This is a genomic window from Rhizocola hellebori (assembly GCF_016862955.1).
GTDB classification, from domain to species: Bacteria; Actinomycetota; Actinomycetes; order Mycobacteriales; family Micromonosporaceae; genus Rhizocola; species Rhizocola hellebori.
In genome coordinates this window covers 64459-83277 of sequence record NZ_BONY01000006.1, presented here as the reverse complement: position 1 = coordinate 83277, position 18819 = coordinate 64459, and the positions used below count along the sequence as shown (strand labels likewise).

At 67.7% G+C, this 18819-nt stretch carries 23 protein-coding genes; 11 read left to right on the top strand and 12 right to left on the bottom strand.

Annotation, left to right across the window (positions count from 1 at the left end):
• Window positions 1–21 precede the first annotated feature (21 nt).
• On the bottom strand, window positions 22–720 hold the full coding sequence (locus tag Rhe02_RS06285) for a hypothetical protein (RefSeq protein WP_203907120.1): 699 nt from the start codon (window positions 718–720) through the stop codon (window positions 22–24).
• A 113-nt stretch (window positions 721–833) separates the two neighbouring features.
• Between Rhe02_RS06285 and Rhe02_RS06280 the strand changes: the two genes are divergently transcribed.
• Window positions 834–2924 (top strand): RecQ family ATP-dependent DNA helicase, encoded by a 2091-nt coding sequence (locus Rhe02_RS06280; RefSeq protein WP_239123451.1) that lies wholly within the window; start codon window positions 834–836, stop codon window positions 2922–2924.
• A 37-nt stretch (window positions 2925–2961) separates the two neighbouring features.
• Here Rhe02_RS06280 and Rhe02_RS06275 read toward each other — a convergent pair whose 3' ends face one another.
• Both Rhe02_RS06275 and Rhe02_RS06270 read right to left on the bottom strand, forming a co-directional pair.
• Window positions 2962–3282 (bottom strand): VOC family protein, encoded by a 321-nt coding sequence (locus Rhe02_RS06275; RefSeq protein WP_308441983.1) that lies wholly within the window; start codon window positions 3280–3282, stop codon window positions 2962–2964.
• Window positions 3176–4246, bottom strand: a complete 1071-nt coding sequence (locus Rhe02_RS06270) for a DMT family transporter (protein WP_239123450.1) — start codon at window positions 4244–4246, stop codon at window positions 3176–3178. Before Rhe02_RS06270 ends, Rhe02_RS06275 begins: the two co-directional genes overlap by 107 nt.
• Before the next feature lie 70 nt (window positions 4247–4316).
• Here Rhe02_RS06270 and Rhe02_RS06265 point away from each other — a divergent pair, with 70 nt between their 5' ends.
• Window positions 4317–5207, top strand: a complete 891-nt coding sequence (locus Rhe02_RS06265; protein WP_203907118.1) for a LysR family transcriptional regulator — start codon at window positions 4317–4319, stop codon at window positions 5205–5207.
• Here Rhe02_RS06265 and Rhe02_RS06260 read toward each other — a convergent pair.
• Window positions 5182–6363 (bottom strand): trans-sulfuration enzyme family protein, encoded by a 1182-nt coding sequence (locus Rhe02_RS06260; protein WP_203907117.1) that lies wholly within the window; start codon window positions 6361–6363, stop codon window positions 5182–5184. The two genes, Rhe02_RS06265 and Rhe02_RS06260, sit on opposite strands and share 26 nt — an antisense overlap.
• 69 nt (window positions 6364–6432) lie before the next feature.
• Here Rhe02_RS06260 and Rhe02_RS06255 point away from each other — a divergent pair, with 69 nt between their 5' ends.
• From Rhe02_RS06255 to Rhe02_RS06245, 3 genes are read left to right on the top strand one after another with little or no spacing between them, the layout of a single operon-like run.
• Window positions 6433–7065, top strand: a complete 633-nt coding sequence (locus Rhe02_RS06255) for a hypothetical protein (protein ID WP_203907116.1) — start codon at window positions 6433–6435, stop codon at window positions 7063–7065.
• Between the two features lie 32 nt (window positions 7066–7097).
• Window positions 7098–7328: an HTH domain-containing protein gene (locus Rhe02_RS06250; RefSeq protein ID WP_203907115.1), complete on the top strand. Its 231-nt coding sequence runs from the start codon at window positions 7098–7100 to the stop codon at window positions 7326–7328.
• Window positions 7328–7888, top strand: a complete 561-nt coding sequence (locus tag Rhe02_RS06245) for a Clp protease N-terminal domain-containing protein (RefSeq protein ID WP_203907114.1) — start codon at window positions 7328–7330, stop codon at window positions 7886–7888. The genes Rhe02_RS06250 and Rhe02_RS06245 overlap by 1 nt, the downstream gene beginning before the upstream one ends.
• Here the strand turns inward: Rhe02_RS06245 and Rhe02_RS06240 are convergent.
• The 5 genes from Rhe02_RS06240 to Rhe02_RS06220 all read right to left on the bottom strand — a co-directional run bounded on the left by Rhe02_RS06240 (window position 7772) and on the right by Rhe02_RS06220 (window position 11239).
• Entirely contained in the window at window positions 7772–8260 is a 489-nt protein-coding gene (locus tag Rhe02_RS06240; RefSeq protein ID WP_203907113.1) for a potassium channel family protein, read from the bottom strand. The genes Rhe02_RS06245 and Rhe02_RS06240 overlap by 117 nt on opposite strands.
• Before the next feature lie 66 nt (window positions 8261–8326).
• Window positions 8327–8815 carry a hypothetical protein gene (locus tag Rhe02_RS06235; RefSeq protein ID WP_203907112.1) on the bottom strand — a complete coding sequence of 163 codons (489 nt, stop codon included), beginning with the start codon at window positions 8813–8815 and terminating at the stop codon, window positions 8327–8329.
• Between the two features lie 95 nt (window positions 8816–8910).
• Window positions 8911–10290 (bottom strand): glycine--tRNA ligase, encoded by a 1380-nt coding sequence (locus Rhe02_RS06230; RefSeq protein WP_203907111.1) that lies wholly within the window; start codon window positions 10288–10290, stop codon window positions 8911–8913.
• Between the two features lie 86 nt (window positions 10291–10376).
• Window positions 10377–10874, bottom strand: coding sequence for an Rv0361 family membrane protein (locus Rhe02_RS06225; protein ID WP_203907110.1), 498 nt, complete (start codon window positions 10872–10874; stop codon window positions 10377–10379).
• A 35-nt stretch (window positions 10875–10909) separates the two neighbouring features.
• A complete protein-coding gene (locus Rhe02_RS06220; protein ID WP_203907232.1) occupies window positions 10910–11239 on the bottom strand; it encodes an antibiotic biosynthesis monooxygenase family protein in 330 nt (109 codons plus the stop codon).
• 36 nt (window positions 11240–11275) lie between these two features.
• On the opposite strand from Rhe02_RS06220, the gene Rhe02_RS06215 reads away from it, so the two are divergent.
• The 6 genes from Rhe02_RS06215 (at window position 11276) to Rhe02_RS06190 (ending at window position 15109) form a co-directional block, all read left to right on the top strand.
• Window positions 11276–11518, top strand: coding sequence for a hypothetical protein (locus tag Rhe02_RS06215; protein ID WP_239123449.1), 243 nt, complete (start codon window positions 11276–11278; stop codon window positions 11516–11518).
• Window positions 11519–11575: 57 nt separating this feature from the next.
• On the top strand, window positions 11576–12448 hold the full coding sequence (locus Rhe02_RS06210) for a metal ABC transporter substrate-binding protein (RefSeq protein WP_203907108.1): 873 nt from the start codon (window positions 11576–11578) through the stop codon (window positions 12446–12448).
• A complete protein-coding gene (locus Rhe02_RS06205) occupies window positions 12445–13212 on the top strand; it encodes a metal ABC transporter ATP-binding protein (protein ID WP_203907107.1) in 768 nt (255 codons plus the stop codon). Before Rhe02_RS06210 ends, Rhe02_RS06205 begins: the two co-directional genes overlap by 4 nt.
• On the top strand, window positions 13212–14078 hold the full coding sequence (locus tag Rhe02_RS06200; protein ID WP_203907231.1) for a metal ABC transporter permease: 867 nt from the start codon (window positions 13212–13214) through the stop codon (window positions 14076–14078). The genes Rhe02_RS06205 and Rhe02_RS06200 overlap by 1 nt, the downstream gene beginning before the upstream one ends.
• Window positions 14075–14422 carry an ArsR/SmtB family transcription factor gene (locus Rhe02_RS06195; protein ID WP_203907106.1) on the top strand — a complete coding sequence of 116 codons (348 nt, stop codon included), beginning with the start codon at window positions 14075–14077 and terminating at the stop codon, window positions 14420–14422. The genes Rhe02_RS06200 and Rhe02_RS06195 overlap by 4 nt, the downstream gene beginning before the upstream one ends.
• A gap of 66 nt (window positions 14423–14488) precedes the next feature.
• Window positions 14489–15109, top strand: coding sequence for a hypothetical protein (locus tag Rhe02_RS06190; RefSeq protein WP_203907105.1), 621 nt, complete (start codon window positions 14489–14491; stop codon window positions 15107–15109).
• Here Rhe02_RS06190 and Rhe02_RS06185 read toward each other — a convergent pair.
• The 3 genes from Rhe02_RS06185 to Rhe02_RS06175 are packed head-to-tail and all read right to left on the bottom strand — an operon-like array spanning window position 15102 to window position 18781.
• Window positions 15102–16994 carry an acyl-CoA dehydrogenase family protein gene (locus Rhe02_RS06185; RefSeq protein ID WP_203907104.1) on the bottom strand — a complete coding sequence of 631 codons (1893 nt, stop codon included), beginning with the start codon at window positions 16992–16994 and terminating at the stop codon, window positions 15102–15104. The genes Rhe02_RS06190 and Rhe02_RS06185 overlap by 8 nt on opposite strands.
• A gap of 39 nt (window positions 16995–17033) precedes the next feature.
• Entirely contained in the window at window positions 17034–17762 is a 729-nt protein-coding gene (locus tag Rhe02_RS06180) for a TIGR03943 family putative permease subunit (protein WP_203907103.1), read from the bottom strand.
• A complete protein-coding gene (locus tag Rhe02_RS06175) occupies window positions 17759–18781 on the bottom strand; it encodes a permease (protein WP_203907102.1) in 1023 nt (340 codons plus the stop codon). Before Rhe02_RS06175 ends, Rhe02_RS06180 begins: the two co-directional genes overlap by 4 nt.
• Window positions 18782–18819 lie beyond the last annotated feature (38 nt).

The window sequence follows — 18819 nt, the reverse complement described above, 5'->3', positions numbered from 1 at the left end:
ACCCTACGTCCTGCCACGTCATCAGCGTTTGGCCCGTTTGACCTGGGCGGCGCAGTCGGCGGCGGCTATCCGGGCCAGCTCGGCGCGGCGGGCGGCTTCGGCCGCTTCCTCGGTGAGCGTGCGGGAGGCGACCTCGGCCAGCTCAGCGGCCCGCCGAGCGGTGTTTTCGGCGAAGGTCGCCGCGTGGTACTGACGCCAGGCCTCGGCCTCCTCGGCGCGCAGCCTGGACAGCTCGTGCGCCCTGTCCTCGCGCTCCTGGTCCCAGCCGTCGACCTTCTGCCAGACCGCGCGCAGCTCCTCGACGGTGATCTCGCCACGGCGGTAGGCGGCGCGGGCGGCGCTGGAGATCTCACGCTGCAGCGGATCGGGAATCGTCTGCTCGATGGGCCGGCCGGCGTGGGCTTCGCTCGCGGCGGCGTGAGCGGCGGCCGCGGCGCTGTGGGCCTGCCAGGCCGCCTCCCGCTCCGCTTCGACCATGGCGAGATCGAGGGCGATCTGCTCGTAGGTGGTCGCGGCGCGCTGCGCCGCCTCAAGCCGGGCTGCGGCGTATTCATCGAGCGCCAGCGCCTCGGAGACCAGGCGGGCGCAGTCTTGGGCGGTCGGCCGCCTGGCATATCCCCCCTCCTGGCGGCGCTGCAAGCGCGCCAACAGTCCAATCAGGAGGATCATCAGCACGGTCGAGGCCAGCCCAATCCACATGACCATGGCAACCGGCGACACGCATCGACCCTAATGGGGCCTCTGCTAAATGGATAGAGGCTGACCCACCCCCGGGCGACAAATGGGGACCGGCTCGCCGGATCTGTCGGGGGTCAGGCCTAGGCTGCCTGGACGTGGGGATAGCACGTGAGGACGCCGAGGCGGTCCTGCGCCGGCTCGCCGGCGACCAGGCCAGGCTCAGAGATGATCAATGGACCGCGATCGAGGCCCTGGTCGCGCAGGCCAGGCGGGTGCTGTGTGTGCAGCGCACCGGGTGGGGCAAGTCTGCGGTCTATTTCATCGCCACCGCGCTGCTGCGCGCGCGGGGCGCCGGCCCGACCGTCATCGTGTCGCCGCTGCTGGCCCTGATGCGCAACCAGGTGGAGGCGGCGGCGCGGGCGGGCATTCACGCGCGCACCATCAACTCGGCCAACCTCGAAGAGTGGGAGGGCGTCGCCGCGGAGATCGCCGCGGGCGAGGTCGACGTCCTGCTGATCAGCCCGGAGCGCTTGAACAATCCCGATTTTCGTGAGTCGGTGCTGCCCAAGCTGGCGTCGACCACCGGGCTGCTCGTGGTCGACGAGGCTCATTGCGTCTCCGACTGGGGCCACGACTTCAGGCCCGACTACCGGCGGCTGCGCACCCTGCTCAGCGAGCTGACTCCGGGCACACCCGTGCTCGCCACCACGGCGACAGCCAACGCCCGGGTCAGTGCCGACGTGGCCGAGCAGCTGGGCGACGCGCTGGTGCTGCGCGGGTCGCTTGACCGCGAGTCGCTGCGGCTCAGTGTGGTCGATCTGCCGACCGCCGCGCACCGCCTGGGCTGGCTGGCCGAGCAGCTCGACCGCTTCGACGGGTCGGGCATCGTCTACACGCTGACCGTGGCGGCCGCTCACGAGACCGCCGACTTTTTGCGTTCGCGCGGGTTCGCCGTGCAGGCCTATACGGGCCAGTCCGAAGACGCCGACCGGCGGGTCGCCGAGCAGGGGCTGCTGGAGAACAAGCTCAAGGCTCTGGTCGCCACCTCGGCGCTGGGCATGGGCTTCGACAAGCCCGATCTGGGTTTCGTGGTCCATCTCGGGGCGCCCTCCTCGCCGATCGCCTACTACCAGCAGGTCGGGCGGGCCGGGCGCGCGGTCGACAGCGCCGATGTGGTGCTGCTCGCGGGCGCGGAAGATGAGGCGATCTGGCGCTATTTCGCCTCGCTGGCGTTCCCGCCCGAGGAGCAGGTGCGCCGGGTCCTGCACGAGCTCGACGTCAGCGACCGTCCACTTTCGACACAGGCGCTGGAGGTCCGGGTCGAGTTGCGCCGCGCCCGGCTGGAGCTGATGCTCAAGGTCCTCGACGTCGATGGCGCGGTGCAACGGGTCAAGGGCGGCTGGCAGGCCACCGGCCAGCCGTGGGCCTACGACACCCAGCGCCACGAACGCATCGCGGCGGCGAGATCTGAAGAACAGCAAGCCATGCGGGGGTACCAGACGAGCCAAGACTGCCGCATGCAGTTCCTGCGCCGCTGCCTCGACGACCCCGACGCTGTCGCATGTGGACGGTGCGACCGCTGTGCCCCGCCTCGCTTTGCGCAAGAGATCTCGGCCGAGGCGCTCGCTGCCGCTCACACCTTCCTCGGCCGCCCGGGCCTGTCGATAGAGCCACGGCGCATGTGGCCGACCGGGTTGAAGGCGGCCGGCGTCCCGCTGGCGGGCAAGATTGCCCCCGAGGAGCAGGCGCTGCCGGGCCGCGCCGTGGGCCGGCTGACCGACCTGGGCTGGGGCGGCAGGCTGCGCACCCTGCTGGCCGAGCAGACCGCTGACGGGCCCGCGCCGGCCGACCTGCTCAATGCCGTGGTGCAGGTGCTCAAGTCGTGGGCCACCGGGCCGGAAGCGTGGCCGCAACGCCCGGTCGCGGTGGCGGCCATGGGTTCCAGCCGCCGCGCGCAGCTGATCGCCAGTGTGGCGCAGCACATCGCCACGGTCGGGCGGCTGCCCCTGCTCGGCACGGTCGGCACCCGGTCAACAATGGACGCCGGGCGGGCCAACAGCGCCCACCGGGTCAAGGCGCTGCACGGCACGTTCACCGTCCCCGGCGAGCTGACCGCAGTCGACGGCCCGGTGCTCCTGGTCGACGACTGCGTCGATTCCGGCTGGACCATGGCGCTCGCAGCGCGCGAGCTGCGCCTGGCCGGAGTTCCTGCCGTGCTCCCCTTCGCCCTGGCAGTCACCTCCTAGGCCCACGCCGGCCCACCACCGCTCCGGCCGTCGCCTCCTAACTAAGGGCGGCGACCAGCTCGACCTCGAAGCCGTCCTCGTTTTCCAGGTAGGCGGCGTAGTGGTCGTCGCCGCCGGCGTAGGGATGCAGATCGGGGTAGAGCACGCGCCACCCGTGCTGGCCCGCTTCTTGCACCAGGGCTTCGACTTGCGCCTGCGGCCCGGCGTGGAAGGCGAGATGGTTCAGGCCGGGCCGCATCCGGTCGTGGTCCTCAGCGCTCAGCGCCCGCGACTGTTCCAGCACGATGTAGGTGGAGCCCAGCAGCCAGCTGCGGCCCGTCTTGAAGCTCTGGAACAGCTTGTACCCCATCGCCTCCAGCAGCCAGCCCAGGCTGCCGATGGCCCGGGACAGGTTCGGGACCCAGATCTCGACGTGGTGCAGCGTTCCCGCTCGCGGCTGACTCATCGGGCGAGACTAGCGGCGCGGCCCGCCGGGTGGAAAGCCAGGATCCGGTGAGGATGAGCCCGAAACCGAGCAGGGTCACCGGCGTCAGCGGTTCGCTTAGCACCATGACGCCGAGCAGGACGGCCACCGCCGGGCTGGTGTAGGAAACCAGCGCCGCGGAGCCCGCTCCGGCCATGGCAATCATGCGGTAGAACAGCACCAGGGCCAGGGCGGTGCTGAAGAGACCAAGCACCACAACGGAAATGGCCGCCTTCGCGGTGGGCATCGCGACCGGGGCGGTCAGCAGGGCGACGGGGGCGAGCAAAACCGTGGTGATGCTCATCGTTCCGGCCGCGACTCCCAGCGGGGCGACGCCGGAAAGCTTGTGCCGCACCAGGAAGGTGGCACAGGCGTAGCCGACCCCGGCCAGCAGGACCATGCCCGCGCCCAGCAGCCCGTTGCGGTTGTCGGCGCCGATGTCGAAGCCGACCACGGCGGCCACGCCGACCAGGCCGATGCCCAGGCCCAGGAGCCGCCGCCCGCCGACGCGTTCGCTCGGGTCGAAGCGCAGCGCAAGCGCGGCGATGATGAGCGGCTGGGTGGCCAGCAGCAGGGCGGTCAGCCCGGAGGCGATGTAGACCTCGCCGTAGGTGATGAGCAGGAACGGGCCGACCACGTGGACGAGCGCGAGCACCGAGATGACGCCAAGCCGTCCGCGGAGCTGGCGCAGCGCGCCGGAGCCGATGGCGAGGGGCAGCAGGACAAGTGCCGCGATCGCGGTGCGCCCGGCGACGATGACGGGCGGCGACAGCTCGGCGACGGCGAACTTGATGAACAGGTAGGGGATGCCCCACAGGATGGACAGTGCGGCCAGCAGCACCCAGGCTCGTCGACTCATGCCCCAAGCCTGCCCGGGTAAGCTCGTAAGCAGAAGTAACAACCTGCTTAATCAGCTGTAAGGAACACTAATGATCGACATGCAGCGGCTCCGGGTGCTCCGCGAGGTCGCCGAGCACGGCAGCTTCAGCAAGGCCGCGGCCGCGTTGCTGCTCACCCCCTCGGCGGTGTCGCAGCAGATCGCCGCGCTGGAAAGGTCGCTCGGCACCACGGTTGTGCAGCGCGGGCCGCGCGGCGCGGTGCTGACCGAGCCGGGCAGGATGCTCGTCGAGACCGCAGACGTGATCATGGCCGAGCTGCTGAGCACCCAGGAGCAGATCGGCCGCCTCGCCGCCCGCGGCACCCAACGGCTCAGCGTGGCGACCTTCGCCAGCGCGGGTCAGACGCTGCTTCCGGCCGCGGTGAGCGCGCTCGCCGCGCGGCACCCGGGCTTGGAGTGGAAGGTTTCCGAGCATGAGCCCGAGCAGGCGATAACCCTGGTGCGCGAAGGGAAAGCCGATCTGGCGCTGGTCTTTCACTTCGACGGCCAGCCACCGGTCAGCCCCGGTGACCGGTCGGGCCTGCACTGGACACAGCTGATGGACGACCCGATGTCGATCGTGTTGCCGGCCGGCCATCGCCTCGCCGGCCGCAGCTCGATCGCGCTCGGCGAGCTGGCCGGCGAGACCTGGGTGGAGGGTTGCCTGAGCGTCGGCGATCGGCTGAAGAAATACGCCGCGCTCGCCGGTTTCGAGCCGCAGTTCGCCTGCCGCACCACCGACTACAACTTCGCCCAGGCGCTCATCGCGGCCGGGGTCGGGGTGGGTCTCGTGCCACGCATCGCCCAGCTCGCGCCATCGGAGAAGCTGGCAGTGGTGGCGCTCGACCCGCCCCACCCCACCCGCTACATCGGCATCGTCACCGCCCGGCGGCGCGCGCAGCCCCTTGTCGCCGAGCTCATGGAAGCGCTGCTGCCCGGTTGAGCGCCTGCTCCAGATCGGCCCACAGGTCTTGCGGATGCTCGATTCCCACCGAGATGCGGATAGTGCCTTCGCCTATCCCGGCGGCCTTGAGCTCCTCGGCGTTGAGCTTGCGGTGCGAGATGCTCGCCGAGTGCATCACCACCGTCTCGATGCCGCCCAGCGACGGGGCCAGGTGAGCCAGCTGCAGCGCGGTGACGAAAGCCCGGCCCGCGGCACGGCCACCGGCCAGGTCGAAGCTGAACGTGCCGCCGTACCCAGAAAGAAGCTTTGAAGCACGCTCATGACTGGGATGGCTGGCGAAGCCGGGCCATGACACGGCCGTCACGGCCGGGTGATCGATCAGGCGGGTGGCGATGAATTCGGCGTTCTCGCAGTGGCGACGCATCCGCAGCGGCAGGGTTTGCAAGCCGCGCAGGGTGAGCCAGGCGGCGAACGGATCGGCGGTGACCCCCAGCTCGGAAGCGGTGTGCCAGACGTGTTTGTGCACCGCGGCATCGGCGAAGACGGCCACGCCACCGATCACGTCGGAGTGCCCGCCAAGGTATTTGGTGACCGAGTGGATCGATATATCGGCGCCGTGTTCCAGCGGCTGGAACAGCATCGGGGTGGCGAAGGTGTTGTCCACCACCGTAATCACGCCGTGGGCACGGGCCATCGCGGCCAGAGCCGGGATGTCGCTGACATAGGCGCTGGGGTTGGACATCGTCTCCAGGTAAAGCAGCTTGGTCTCGGGACGCAGCGCCTCTCGCAGCTCATCGACATCGTCGCCAGAGATGAGGGTGAGTCCGACGCCGAACCGATCCGACAGCTCATGCAGCGCGGCGTGAGCACCGCCGTAGAGCCGGCGTTGCGCGACGATGTGATCGCCACTGCGCACATGTGCTTGCAGGACAGCGTTTATCGCCCCCATGCCCGACGAGGTGGCAAGCCCGGCCGCGCCCGCCTCCAGATCGGCCACGGCCAGCTCAAGGCTGCGCACGGTCGGGTTGTTGTGGCGGGTATAGACGAACGAAGCGTCCGGAGTGGACATACTGTCGGCAAAGACGTCGGGATCTTTGAAGACGAAGCCGGAGGTCTGATACAGCGGGACGGCCATCGGCCTGCTGCCCTCGAGCTCGATCTGACGATGGTGGACCGCTCGCGTGTCTTGATGCACGTTTCGATGGTGCTGCGCGGTGCGACCCGGGCGACAGTGCCAATCGGCAGGCTCTGGCATGCTCTGCCCATGGCCGTTGAGTTGGTGCTTTGGCACGAGCCCGCCCGGATAAGTCACGCCGACGCCCTGGTGAAGGCGCGCACGCTGCGGGAACTGTCGCCCCATCCCGCCATCGCCGCCTTCGCGGACGAGCTGATGGCCCAGCTGCCGGACGTGGACCGCAAGTGGGACAAGAAGTCCTACCTGAAGTTGTCGATCAAGAGTTCGGCGGCCAGGTCTGCCGTGCCGCGAGTGCGCTATCTGGCCGCCAAGCACCGGCTGGTCTGTTTCGACCTGGACACCGAGGCCGTGGTCAATCCACCCCTGCTGCGCCGCAACGATGGCTACGAACTGGCTACCGACAAGGGTTTCCCGATCGAGGATCCCACCGCGGAACACCTCGCCCGCGCCGCCCAGAGCCTCAGCGACGACAACTGGTTCATGGTGCTGGAGGGGCATGACGACAACTTCGTCCAATGCGGGTACGGGGCCCGCGCCGCCGTCCCCGAAGGCCACTACATGCTCGAGGTACGCGACGAGAAGCACCTGCAGGCCGAGGTCGCCAGCCTGGACGAGGTCATCGCCGCCTTCCAGGCCGAAGCCGCGGGCGACAGGAGCTGGCGGGACAGCTTCACCTGGCAGCCCGTCGTCAACCTGAGTTGACAACCACCCTCCCGTCAACGTAAGTTGACGACATGTCAGAGGCGAAAGATCTAGCGGCCGCGGCCGGTAGCCCCGACCCCCGGGTCGGGCTAAGAGCCGTGCTGGCCCTGCGCAGGCTGCTCGAAACGCTGGAGATCCTCCAGGTGGGCAACGCCCGTAAGCAGGGCTGGTCTTGGCAGGAGATCGCCGAAGCGCTTCAGGTCAGCAAGCAGGCCGTGCACAAGAAGCACGCCGAGCGCGACCGCGAACGACGGGAGAAGTGATGTTCGAGCGGTTCACCGACCGCGCGCGCCAGGTGGTACGCGGCGCGGTCAGCGCGTCCGAGCAGATGGGTCATCGCCACGTCGGCACCGAGCATCTCCTGCTCGGCATGCTGGCCGGCGACGGCGGCGTCGCCCACACCGTGCTCAACCGCGCGGGCGTGCGGGCGGAAGAGGTCAAGGTCCAGATCGAACGGTTCCTGGGCCAGGACGCCGAGGCGCTCGAGGCCATCGGCATCGACCTGGAGGCGGTGAAGGCGAAGATCGAGGAGACCTTCGGCCCGGGGGCGATGGACGCATTGGACCGTCCGCCCAGGCGAGGCTGGTTCCGCCGCCGTGCAGTCGGCGAAGGCCACCGCCCGTTCACTCCCCGGGCCAAGAAGGTTCTCGAGTTGTCACTGCGCGAAGCGCTCGCGCTCAAGAACAACTACATCGGCACCGAGCACCTACTTCTCGGTTTGATTCGGGAGGGAAAGGGGCTGGCTGCCAAAATCCTTGCCGACACGGGCCTCGACCTCGTCGAGCTCCGCGAGCAGACCATCGCGGCTGTCCCGCGCAAGTGACTGGTTGAGCGACTCGACCATCGTGCGGATGTGGCGCAGCTGGTTCTTGATCTCTTCCTGCTCCTCATGCTTGAAGGCGTCATTGTCGACGATCAGCTTGCTGGCGAAGTGCGCAGTGATCAGCGGAATGACGAACAACACCATCACCGAGATCAGGAAACCGGCCAGCACCCGCCCTTGCCAGGTGGTCGGGTAGGTGTCGCCGTAGCCGACCGTGGAGGCGGTCACCACCGCCCACCACACCGCGTCGCCGACGCCAATCTCCTTCTCCTGCTCGAACAGCCAGTAAAGCCCGCCCGACAACACGATCAGCAGCAGGTAGCTGCCCACCAGCGCCTTCGGGGAGTTCGTGAAGCGCCGAAGAAAGTTCATCACCCGACCATGATGCAGCCCGGGAGAGCACCTCCTCCCGGGCTGCATGGTCACATTTTGATCCGACTAACTGCCAGCGCCCTTGGCCCCGGCCGTCACCGCACCGACTATCCAGCCCGTAAACAGGCCATAGGCCGAGCCCGCACCGGCAACCTGCAATGCGCCCAGCAACGAGGGATTGGAGATGATAAACGAAGTTAGGAAGGCGGCCAGCGCCGAGGCGAAGATCACGGCGGACCAGCCTAGGAGAAATCCACCGGCGCCCCCCGTGACAGCTTTGGATACCCAGGCGAGGATCAGTGCGACGAACGCAATTAGCAGGATCGCCCGCAGGTCGTCGGCCAGCAATCGCCGCATGGCTTCGCTGGAGTTGTCGGCGGGGCCAAATGCCCAGCGCGGCCAGGTGAGGGTGCGAAGGAAGAACTCCCATGCGGTGTCGGGCGTGTCCAGCGCCCGGCGGTCCACCCACTCGGTGAACGGCTGATTTCCAAAAAGAGCGACGAGCGCAGCCGTGGCGATTGTTCCGGCTCCGGCTACGGTACGGGTCTTTGCCATGTCCACAAAGTACAGTCGGCAATGGCTTATGTCGATACCGCTCTAGGTCATTTGGGCAGGCTGAGAAAGCCTTCCAGCCTGCCCAAACGGGTGGTTTAAACTCCGGGAAGTCGCTCGATCAGGTAGCTTTCGATGCGATCGAGCGAAACCCGCTCTTGGGCCATCGTGTCCCGATCCCTTACCGTCACGGCGTTATCGTCCAGAGTGTCGAAATCGACCGTCACCGCGAACGGTGTCCCGATCTCGTCCTGGCGGCGGTAACGGCGGCCGATCGCCCCGGCGTCGTCGAAGTCGACGATCCAGCGCTTGCGCAGATCCTTGGCCAGGCCCTGTGCCTTGGGGCTGAGCTTTTCGTTGCGCGACAACGGAAGCACCGCCACCTTTACCGGCGCGAGGCGGTAGTCGAAACGCATCACCGTGCGCTTGTCCACGCCGCCCTTGGTGTTGGGCGCCTCGTCCTCGTCGTAGGCCTCCAGCAGGAAGGCCAGCACCGCGCGGGTGAGACCGGCCGCGGGCTCGATGACATACGGAACCCAGCGTTCCTGCTTCTCCTGGTCGAAATAGGACAGATCGGTGCCAGAGTGTTTGCCGTGGGTACTGAGGTCAAAGTCGGTCCGGTTGGCTATGCCCTCGAGCTCGGAGAATTCGGTGCCGCCGAACTGGAAGCGGTACTCGATGTCGACCGTCCGCTTCGAATAGTGCGACAGCTTCTCCTTCGGGTGCTCGAAGAAGCGCATGTTCTCCGCCTTGAGCCCGAGGTCGAGGTACCAGTCCCAGCGCTGCTGCAGCCAATAGTCGTGCCACTGCTCGTCGGTGCCGGGCTCGACGAAGAACTCCATCTCCATCTGCTCGAACTCACGCGTGCGGAAGATGAAGTTTCCCGGCGTGATCTCGTTGCGGAAGCTCTTGCCGACCTGCGCGATGCCGAAAGGCGGCTTCTTACGGGCCGTGGTGGCGACGTTGGCGTAGTTGACGAAGATGCCCTGGGCGGTCTCGGGCCGCAGGTAGTGCAGGCCCTCTTCGCTCTCCACCGGGCCAAGGTAGGTCTTCATCAGGCCGTTGAACATCTTCGGCTCGGTGAAGGTGCCCTTGTTGCCACAGTTGGGGCAATTCAGCTCCTTCAGCGAAAACTCGCCGTCTGGCTTCTTCGCCAGGAAAGCCTCTTCCAGATGATCTGCACGGAAGCGTTTGTGGCACTTGGTGCATTCGGTGAGCGGGTCGACGAACGCGTCGATGTGGCCGGAGGCCTCCCAGACCTGGCGGGCCAGGATGACCGCCGAGTCCAAGCCGACGATGTCATCGCGCTGCTGCACCATGGTGCGCCACCATTGGCGGCGGACGTTGTCCTTCAGCTCGACGCCGAGTGGGCCATAGTCCCAGGCTGACCTGGTGCCGCCATAGATCTCACTCGACGGATAGACGAAGCCCCGGCGTTTGGCCAGGCTGACAACGGAGTCGATACGGTCCGCGGGCATTGCTATTGGTGTCCCTTCCATGGGGATAGCCGCCGGCTGGATGTCGGCGGAGTCTTTGTTGACACAACGTTACCGGCCGGGCTTCGTCACTCTCGACCGCATATTTCGAGCTGCGCCGTCTGGGAGTCGGGCTCGAGGTAATAGGTCACGACGTCGGTGCTGCCGTCGGCGTAGCGCTCGGTGACCGGCAACCGGCTGTTGTTGATGTCGAACTCGCCCAGGTCATAGCCCCGGATTTGGGGCCTGTCCTCCTGCTGGGCGGCGAACGCCTCCCTGGACTGGCGGGCCTGCTGGCTGTCGCACAGCAGCTTGTAGGCGTCGTCGAACTTGTCCTCGCGAAGCGCGTCCAGGTATTCCGAGACGACCACCCGGGACTGCTCGTTGAGCGCGGCCACCTGGGTCACGCCGAAACCGAGGAAGGCGACGAACCCGCCGCCGCAGCAGAGCACGACCGCGGCGCCGGCTATGCCCAGCGCCCAGCCGAGCCTGGTCCCGCTGCCCTCGTTGGGCGGCGCCGGGAACGGTGCCTGAATGCCCTGCTCCTGCAGGCCAGGACCGGCCGGAACGGGAGGCGGAACGCTCATTCACCAGCCTCCCAACGTCTCGCGGTCATCCCGGATCATACGGCCCTATCGCCAGCGATGACTTCGAGTGCTCCGCCCGGGGCCGCGAGCGCGAGGGTCTCGTAGGCGCTCGGTTCCATCAGCGACCTGGCCAGCAGCGGAGTCGCGTTGACCTTCACGTCGAACCGGCCCAGCGCGCGCCGGTAGCTGCCCACGTTCTGCCACTCGGTGACCAGACACCAGTGCTCAGGCTCGTCCAGCGACCTGGTCAACTCGCCGCGCAGGTATCCGGGCGCCTCGGCCAGCGCGGTCAGCGCAGCGTGGGCCTGGGACACGAAGCCATCGGCGTCCTGCGACGCCACGACGAACCGATTGAGCACCAGCACTGTCCAACGACCCTTCACTGCGGTTGAATGCTCGCCATGCCTCTACTGGAAAGGCTGGCGCGGCTCAACCGTACAGCCGTCTTCGTCGCCGCCTTAGTGGTGGTGCTGTTTGGGCTCTTCCTGCCGAAGCCGGTCGGCGGATTGATCCTGCTCGCCGTAGCGGGGTTCCTGATCGCGATCATGTCGACCACATGGAGGGTGCAACCCAGCAGCACGCGCGTTCTCCGGACGTTCGTCCTGGTGTTCTTGGTTCTTACGGGCCTTACCAGGACGTTCTAGCCGGATGTGACCCATGCGATTTTGACAATCATTCTCATTATGGGGGAGAGTGATGTCATGCGTCATCGGGTCCTCGTCGGCGGCCTCGCCGCGGCGCTAGCGCTCAGCGGCCTCGCCGCTTGCGGCAACGACAAGGAGCCTGCCCCCGCATCAAAAGTTGATGTGGTGGCAGGCTTCTATCCGCTGCAGTTCGTCGCCGAGCGCGTCGGCGGCCCGCACGTGGCGGTGGCCAACCTCGCCCAGCCTGGCGCCGAGCCGCACGACATGGAGCTCAAGCCGTCACAGATCATCCACATCGCCGACGCCGACCTGGTCATCTATCTGAAGCACTTCCAGCCCGAGGTCGACCTGGCCGTCGCTCAAAACGCGGGCGACAAGTCCCTCGACGTGGCGACGATCACCCCGCTGGTGGGCCAGGACCCGCACGTGTGGCTCGATCCGACCCGGCTGGCCGCCATCGGCGACGCGACCGCGGCCAAGCTCGCCGAGACCGACCCGGCCAACGCGGCCGCCTATACCGAGGCCGCTGCGGCGTTGCGGGCCGACCTGCTTGAGCTCGACCAGGAGTTCGCCAGCGGGCTGCAAACCTGCGATCGCCGCGAAATCGTGACCAGTCACGCCGCGTTCGGCTACCTCGCGCGCAGGTACCAGCTCACCCAGATCGGGCTGACCGGCCTGAGCCCGGAGGAGGAGCCCACGCCCAAACGGCTCACCGAGGTCGCGGCGCAGGCCAAAGCGGCCGGCGCCACCACCATCTTCTTCGAGAGCCTGGTGTCGCCCCGGGTGGCGCAGACCCTTGCCGACGAGGCCGGGGCGAAGACCGCCGTGCTCGACCCGATCGAGGGGCTCGCGGCGGGCAGCACCGAAGATTACTTTTCGGTCATGCGGGCCAATCTCAAGGCCCTTCGCGAAGCGTTGGGATGTCGATGAGCACAGACACAGTCCTTCGGATCTCCCATGGCGCGGTCGCTTTCGGTGACCGTGCGGTGCTCCGCGATCTGAACCTCACCGTCCAAAGCGGAGAGGTGGTCGCCATCCTGGGCGCCAACGGCTCCGGCAAGTCCACCCTGATCCGCGCGGCGCTGGGGTTGCTGCCGCTGCGGTCGGGAAGCGTCGAACTGTTCGGCCGGCCGCTGGCCAAGGTACGGCAGTGGAAGCGGATCGGCTATGTCCCGCAACGGCTCGGGGCCGGCAGCGGGGTGCCCGCCACCGTGCGGGAGGTCGTGTCCGCGGGCAGGCTGGCGCGGCGCGGCTTCCTGCGCCCAGCCGGCCGGGCGGACAGGGCCGCCGTAACCGAAGCGATCGAAGCGGTTGGCCTGGGCGACCGGGCCGGCGACCCGGTGTCCACCCTGTCCGGCGGGCAGCAACAGCGCACGCTGATCGCCCGCGCCCTCGCCGGCGGGCCGGAGCTGCTGGTGCTCGATGAGCCCACGGCCGGGGTCGACGCCGCCTCGCAGGAGGCTTTCGCCGGCGCCCTGCGCGCGTTTGTCGACCGGGGCGGCACGGTCATCCTGGTGGCACACGAGCTCGGCCCGCTGCAGTCGGTCGTGACCCGGGCCGTGGTCATCCACGACGGAGTGATCGCCCACGACGGAGCCGTGCCGCGGCCGGCCGGTCACCACGCCGAGCCCGGACACGATCACGTCCACCCCCACGCGCCTGGGGACGAGCCGGACATCTGGGGGACCCGATGATTGACGTCCTGGACTCACCGATCGTGCAGCGCGCCCTGATCGGCGTCTTGATCACCGGGCTTATCGCGCCGTCGCTCGGTATCTACCTCGTGCAGCGCCGCATGTCGCTGATCGGTGACGGCATCGGTCACATCGCCCTCACCGGCGTCGGCCTTGGCCTGCTCACCGGCAACCAGCCGGTGTTCACCGCGGTCATCGTCGCGATCATCGGCTCGATCGCGGTCGAGCTGGTCCGCTCCCGCGGCCGTACCTCGGGTGACCAGGCGCTGGCGATCCTGTTCTACGGAGGCATCTCGGGCGGCGTCTTCCTGGTCGGCTTGGCGCCGAACAAGACCAACGCCAGCCTGATGACCTACCTTTTCGGATCGCCGCTGACCACCACCTGGGACGACCTGGTGGTCATGGCCGTGCTTGGCGCGGTGGTGCTCGCCGTCACCCTCGGCCTGCGGCCGTGGCTCTTCGCGATCTGCCAGGACGAGGAATATGCCAAAGTGGCCGGTCTGCCGGTGCGTTTTCTCAACCTCCTGCTGGCGGTGATGGCCGCCGTCACCGTGACCGTCGCCATGCGCGCGGTCGGGCTGCTGCTGGTCAGCGCGCTGATGGTGGTGCCGGTGGCGATGGCGCAGCAGCTGGCGCGCGGCTTTTCCTCCACGATGGCCATATCCATGCTCGGCGGTCTGATCGCCGGTTTGATCGGCTCCGATATGTCGATCCGTCTGGACACCGGAACCGGCGCCACCGTGGTGCTCAGCGCGATCGCCCTCTTCGTGGTAGTTGCCCTGGTCAGCCCACTATTGCGGCGCGGACGGCAGCGGGGTGGCCCGGCCGGCGGCGACAGTGCACCGGAGTGGGTTGTCGACCAATGAGTCGTCGGGGTACGACGACACATCTACATCAGGCTAAGTTTGTATATGTGAGCGATTCCGACCCATATCAACGCGCGAGCGAACTTCTCCGGGCATTGGCGGCAACCGTGCGTGTGGCCATCATTACCGAGCTTGCCGAGCACGGCGAACGCTACGTGCATGAGCTGGTGGAGGCGTTGAACGTGCCGCAACCGCTAGTCTCCCAACACCTTCGGGTGCTCCGCGGTTCCTCGGTGGTCAGAGCTGAGCGCCGAGGCCGCGAGATCGCCTACTCCCTTGTGGATCAACACATCGCCCACATCGTGGCCGACGCCGTCGCCCACGTCAGCGAGCGAGTGGTCTGACGGCAATCCGAACGCGGCGCGGTGTGGGACGCATGAATTTTGCCCGCACCGGGCAAAGTAGGCGCCATGAAGGTGTATGCGGAGCGGCCACTGCGGTTCACCAGGCAGGTCGTGGCGGACTTGGCGATGGCGGCGTGGACCGTCCTGTGGGTCTGGGCAGCGATCAATCTCTATGACTTTATTCAGAAACTGGCCATCCCGGGCGAGAAGCTGGAGGGCTCCGGCGACCGGCTGGCCCAGAACCTGGCCGACGCGCAGTCGAAGGCGGGGTCGGTGCCGCTGATCGGCGACAAGCTCTCCGCGCCCTTCGGCAACGCGGCCGAGGCGGCGCGCGGCATAGCCGACGCGGGCCGCACCCAGCAGGAGGCGGTCGGCGACCTGGCGACCACCCTGGCCTGGTTCACCGCCGCCGCCCCGATCATCGTGGCGCTCGCGCTGTGGATTCCCTTCCGTGCCATGTGGATCCGCGCGGCCACCTCCGCGGTCGCGGTGCGCCGCCGCACCGGCGGCGCGGAGCTGCTGGCCCTGCGGGCGCTGGCCACCGCCCCGCTACGCCGCCTGCAAGCCATCGACAGCGATGTGGTGGCCGGCTGGCGCGATGGCGACCCAGAGCTGATCGACCTTCTGGCCCGCATGGAGTTGCGGCGGCTGGGTCTCAAGCAGCGCAAGCTGAAACCGGTCAGTTGAGCTTACGCATCAGGTTCGGCTCGGTGGACGCACCTGGCTTCCAGGTGCTGACCCACTCCCCCTCGTCGGGCGGCATGACTATGCCCTCTTCGAGGAACTCGTAGCGTCCGGATAGGACGTTACGGGTCAACTCGACGTCATTGGCGTCGGTGTTGTGCCACAGCGCGTGCTCCAGCACGATGATCCGCTGACGGGCCTGGCGGCAGAACAGATCGGCAAGCTCCATCTCTTCGGCCTTGCCGCTGGCCTTGGCTCGCGAGCAGACCGCGGCGATGGCGAACAGCTCCGCACCGATGTCAACCACGCGGCCCAGGAACGCCTGGCGATGTTCCATCTTGCCCTGCCAGGTGGCCATGCCCCGGAACGTGTGGCGGGCCAGGCGGCGCGCGGCCCGCTCGGAGTAGCGAAGGTGCTGGGCTAGGCGGCCGAATTTCCGGTACCCCCCAAAGGTGCCGGGACCGGCCAGAAGCGTTGGCAGCCAACGGGCATAGAAACCCCCGGCGTGCAGCATGGCTTTGGCTTTGCGCTTCGGCGAAGCCTTCGGGTCGATGATGTCCCCGGCCACCGACAGATGCTGGTCGACCGCCTCCCGGGCGATCAGCAGGTGCATGATTTCGGTGGAGCCTTCGAAGATGCGGTTGATGCGCAGATCACGCAGCAGCTGCTCGGCGCCCAGCGCCTTCTCACCGCGCGCGGCGAGGGAGTCGGCGGTCTCGTAACCGCGCCCCCCGCGCACCTGGATCAGCTCGTCGGCGACCAGCCACGCCTTCTCCGAGCCGAACAGCTTGATCAGCGCGGCCTCGATGCGGATGTCGTTGCGATCGTCGTCGGCCAGCATGCAGCACAGGTCGAGCATCGCCTCCATGCCGTAGGTGGTGGCGGCGATGAAGGCGAGCTTGGTGGCCACCGCCTCGTGCTCGCCGACCTTGCGCCCCCACTGCACCCGGTTGTTGGCCCAGCCGCGCCCGACGTTGAGGCACCACTTCGCCGCCGACACGCACATGGCGGGAAGCGAGAGCCGGCCGGTGTTGAGCGTGGTCAATGCGATCTTCAGGCCCTGGCCTTCTTTGCCGATGACATTTTCGGCCGGTACGAAGACATCGTGGAACCGCGTGACGCTGTTCTCCAGCCCGCGCAGGCCCAGGAACGCGTTACGGCGCTCGACGGTCACCCCTTCGGAGGCGCCCTCCACCACGAAGGCGGTGATTCCGCCACGGTGCCCCTCGCTGCGCGGGACGAGCGCCATCACCACCAGCAGCGTGGCCACGGAACCGTTGGTGGCCCACAGTTTCACGCCGTTGAGGTGGTAGCCGCCGTCCACCGGGGTGGCCGTGACCGACATGCGCGCCGGGTCGGAGCCGACGTCGGGCTCGGTGAGCAGGAAGGCGGAGACCTCCCCCGCGGCCAGGCGCGGCAGGAACTTCTGCTTCTGCGCGTCGGTGCCGAAAAGCTTGAGCGGCTGCGGAACACCGATCGACTGGTGGGCGCTGAGCAGCGCCCCGATCGACGGATTGGCCGAGCCGGCGAGGGTCAGGGCGTGGCAATAGTCCAGATTGGACAGACCCAGGCCGCCATATTTGGTATCGATTTTCATGCCGAAGCAGCCCAGCTCGGCGAGCCCCCGGAACACCTCATCGGGGATCTTGGCATCGCGCTCGATCTGCGCGCCGTCGACGTGGTTGGTCACGTAGTCGCGCAACGATTCCATGAACCGCTGCGAGTCCTCGTCGGTCTTGGGCTGCGGCCACGGATCGATCAGATCCATCCGCAGCTTGCCCAGGAACAGCTGCTTGCCAAAGCTCGGTTTGTGCCACTCGGTCTCCCGAGCCGCCTCGGCCACGTTTCGGGCCTGCTCCGCTGTCACATCACGCTGAGTCGCCGTCACCAGTCCACGTTATCGCGACGCGTTACCCGTGGGTAGGTTCTATTCGTATTGGTTGCGGGGCGGCGCGATCTGCTTCCATTGGATCACTTCGATAAACGGGATGTCCTGTCCGTTGACCGGGTCCTTCGCCGTCTTGGTGGTGTAGACGCCGGTCACCTCCAGCCACTGATCGTCGGGCAGGCCGACCGGCGCGTCACCGGACATACCGACCTTGATCGGGCGGGCGTCGGCCGCGCAGCACGACAGCATCATCCGCGTCAGCACCTTGCCCTCCGGACCGCCGGAGAGGAACCCGGAGATCAGCACCTTGCGGTTGCCGCCCTTGGCGTCCTTCATCGACCTGCCCTTGTCGAAGACGGCGCGGGTGGCATAGTCGAGCACGCTGATGGTGGCCGGATCACCCTCGGGCAGCGGCGCGTAGAGCTCCGACCCCTGCAGCACGGCCGACCCGCTCTGCCCCGCGGCGAAGGCGCCCAGCGCGGGCGGCGCGACGAGCAGCAGCCCGAGCACCGGCGCGATCAGCATCCACCCGATGCGGGGTTCGTGATGCGGTTTGTCGTCACCATGGTCATGGTCGTTTGTGGAGGGTGCGCGCAGGTCATTGACTATCGCCATGATGCCCGCCGCGACGAGCAAAGCCCCCGCCCCGATCAGGAAGGGCTGCAACGATTCCTTCACGTACCGCAGGTATATGTCGGAAAAGACCGTCGCCTTGAGCAGCGCGCCGCCCAAAAGCAGCAAAACAACGCCTTGCGCCTGCCTGTTCATGAAAAAATCAGCGCTCCTGTCAGGGCAGCGAGGGCGGTGGCGACCACCAGGGTGGTGGGGGCGAAGCGGAAGGCGAAACGCCGCCCGAACACGCCGGTCTGCATCGAGATGAGTTTGAGGTCGACCATCGGGCCGACCACGAGGAAGACCAGGCGGGAGGTGAGCGAGAACTGGCTCAGCGACGCGGCCACGAAAGCGTCGGCCTCCGAACAGATCGACAGCAGGACAGCCAGGATCGCCAGCGCGAAGACCGACAGCACCGGGTTGTCGGCCAGGGACTGCAGCCACGCGTCGGGAACGATCACGTTGATGGTGGCCGCGGCCATCGCGCCCAGCACCAGGAACCCGCCGGCGTGGATGATGTCGTGGCGGCACGATGCCCAGAAGGCCCGCCCCTTGGACAGGTCGTCCAGCTCGGGCCGATGCGGCATGCGGATCCACTCCAGCTTGCCCAGGCGCAGCCACATCCAGCCCATCACCATCGCCACCACCAGGCTGGCCACGCCCCGCCCGACCACCATCTCCGGGTTGTTGGGGAAGGCCACCGCGGTGGCGGTCAGCACGATCGGGTTGATGGCCGGCGCGGCGAGCAGGAAGGCCAGCGCCGCCGCCGGGGTGACCCCGCGGCGCATCAGCGACCCCGCGATCGGCACCGAACCGCACTCACAGCCGGGCAGCACCACCCCGGCGCAGCTGGCCACCGGCACCGCCAGCGCCGGGTGCTTGGGCAGCGCCTTGGCCCAGAACGAGCGCGGCACGTAGACCGCGATCACCGCGGACAGCGCGACCCCGAAGACCAGGAAAGGCATCGCCTGCACCATCACCGAGACGAAAACCGTGGTCCACGTCTGCAACAGCGGCAGCTGGGCGATCTTCGCCGCGATCGGGCCGCGGAAGATCACCAGCAGGATGAGAATGACAGCGAGGACCTCAACCGAGCCGAAGCGGTCCCACCAGCGATTCGGGGCAGGAGGCGCATCGTGGACATGCCGGTGAGCGGGCCGATCTGTGACGGTCACCGCAACAGGTTATCGGCTGCCGCGGTGTTAATGTCTAG

Bases quoted from the DNA above. Each gene is read 5' to 3' on its own strand.
- Rhe02_RS06270 (WP_239123450.1), bottom strand. From the start codon at position 4,246: ATGAGTCGACGAGCCTGGGTGCTGCTGGCCGCACTGTCCATCCTGTGG.
- Rhe02_RS06240 (WP_203907113.1), bottom strand. From the start codon at position 8,260: ATGAACTTTCTTCGGCGCTTCACGAACTCCCCGAAGGCGCTGGTGGGC.
- Rhe02_RS06210 (WP_203907108.1), top strand. From the start codon at position 11,576: ATGCGTCATCGGGTCCTCGTCGGCGGCCTCGCCGCGGCGCTAGCGCTC.
- Rhe02_RS06195 (WP_203907106.1), top strand. From the start codon at position 14,075: ATGAGTCGTCGGGGTACGACGACACATCTACATCAGGCTAAGTTTGTA.
- Rhe02_RS06215 (WP_239123449.1), top strand. From the start codon at position 11,276: ATGCCTCTACTGGAAAGGCTGGCGCGGCTCAACCGTACAGCCGTCTTC.
- Rhe02_RS06255 (WP_203907116.1), top strand. From the start codon at position 6,433: ATGGCCGTTGAGTTGGTGCTTTGGCACGAGCCCGCCCGGATAAGTCAC.
- Rhe02_RS06180 (WP_203907103.1), bottom strand. From the start codon at position 17,762: ATGAACAGGCAGGCGCAAGGCGTTGTTTTGCTGCTTTTGGGCGGCGCG.
- Rhe02_RS06235 (WP_203907112.1), bottom strand. From the start codon at position 8,815: ATGGCAAAGACCCGTACCGTAGCCGGAGCCGGAACAATCGCCACGGCT.
- Rhe02_RS06245 (WP_203907114.1), top strand. From the start codon at position 7,328: ATGTTCGAGCGGTTCACCGACCGCGCGCGCCAGGTGGTACGCGGCGCG.
- Rhe02_RS06250 (WP_203907115.1), top strand. From the start codon at position 7,098: ATGTCAGAGGCGAAAGATCTAGCGGCCGCGGCCGGTAGCCCCGACCCC.
- Rhe02_RS06225 (WP_203907110.1), bottom strand. From the start codon at position 10,874: ATGAGCGTTCCGCCTCCCGTTCCGGCCGGTCCTGGCCTGCAGGAGCAG.
- Rhe02_RS06190 (WP_203907105.1), top strand. From the start codon at position 14,489: ATGAAGGTGTATGCGGAGCGGCCACTGCGGTTCACCAGGCAGGTCGTG.
- Rhe02_RS06230 (WP_203907111.1), bottom strand. From the start codon at position 10,290: ATGCCCGCGGACCGTATCGACTCCGTTGTCAGCCTGGCCAAACGCCGG.
- Rhe02_RS06205 (WP_203907107.1), top strand. From the start codon at position 12,445: ATGAGCACAGACACAGTCCTTCGGATCTCCCATGGCGCGGTCGCTTTC.
- Rhe02_RS06265 (WP_203907118.1), top strand. From the start codon at position 4,317: ATGATCGACATGCAGCGGCTCCGGGTGCTCCGCGAGGTCGCCGAGCAC.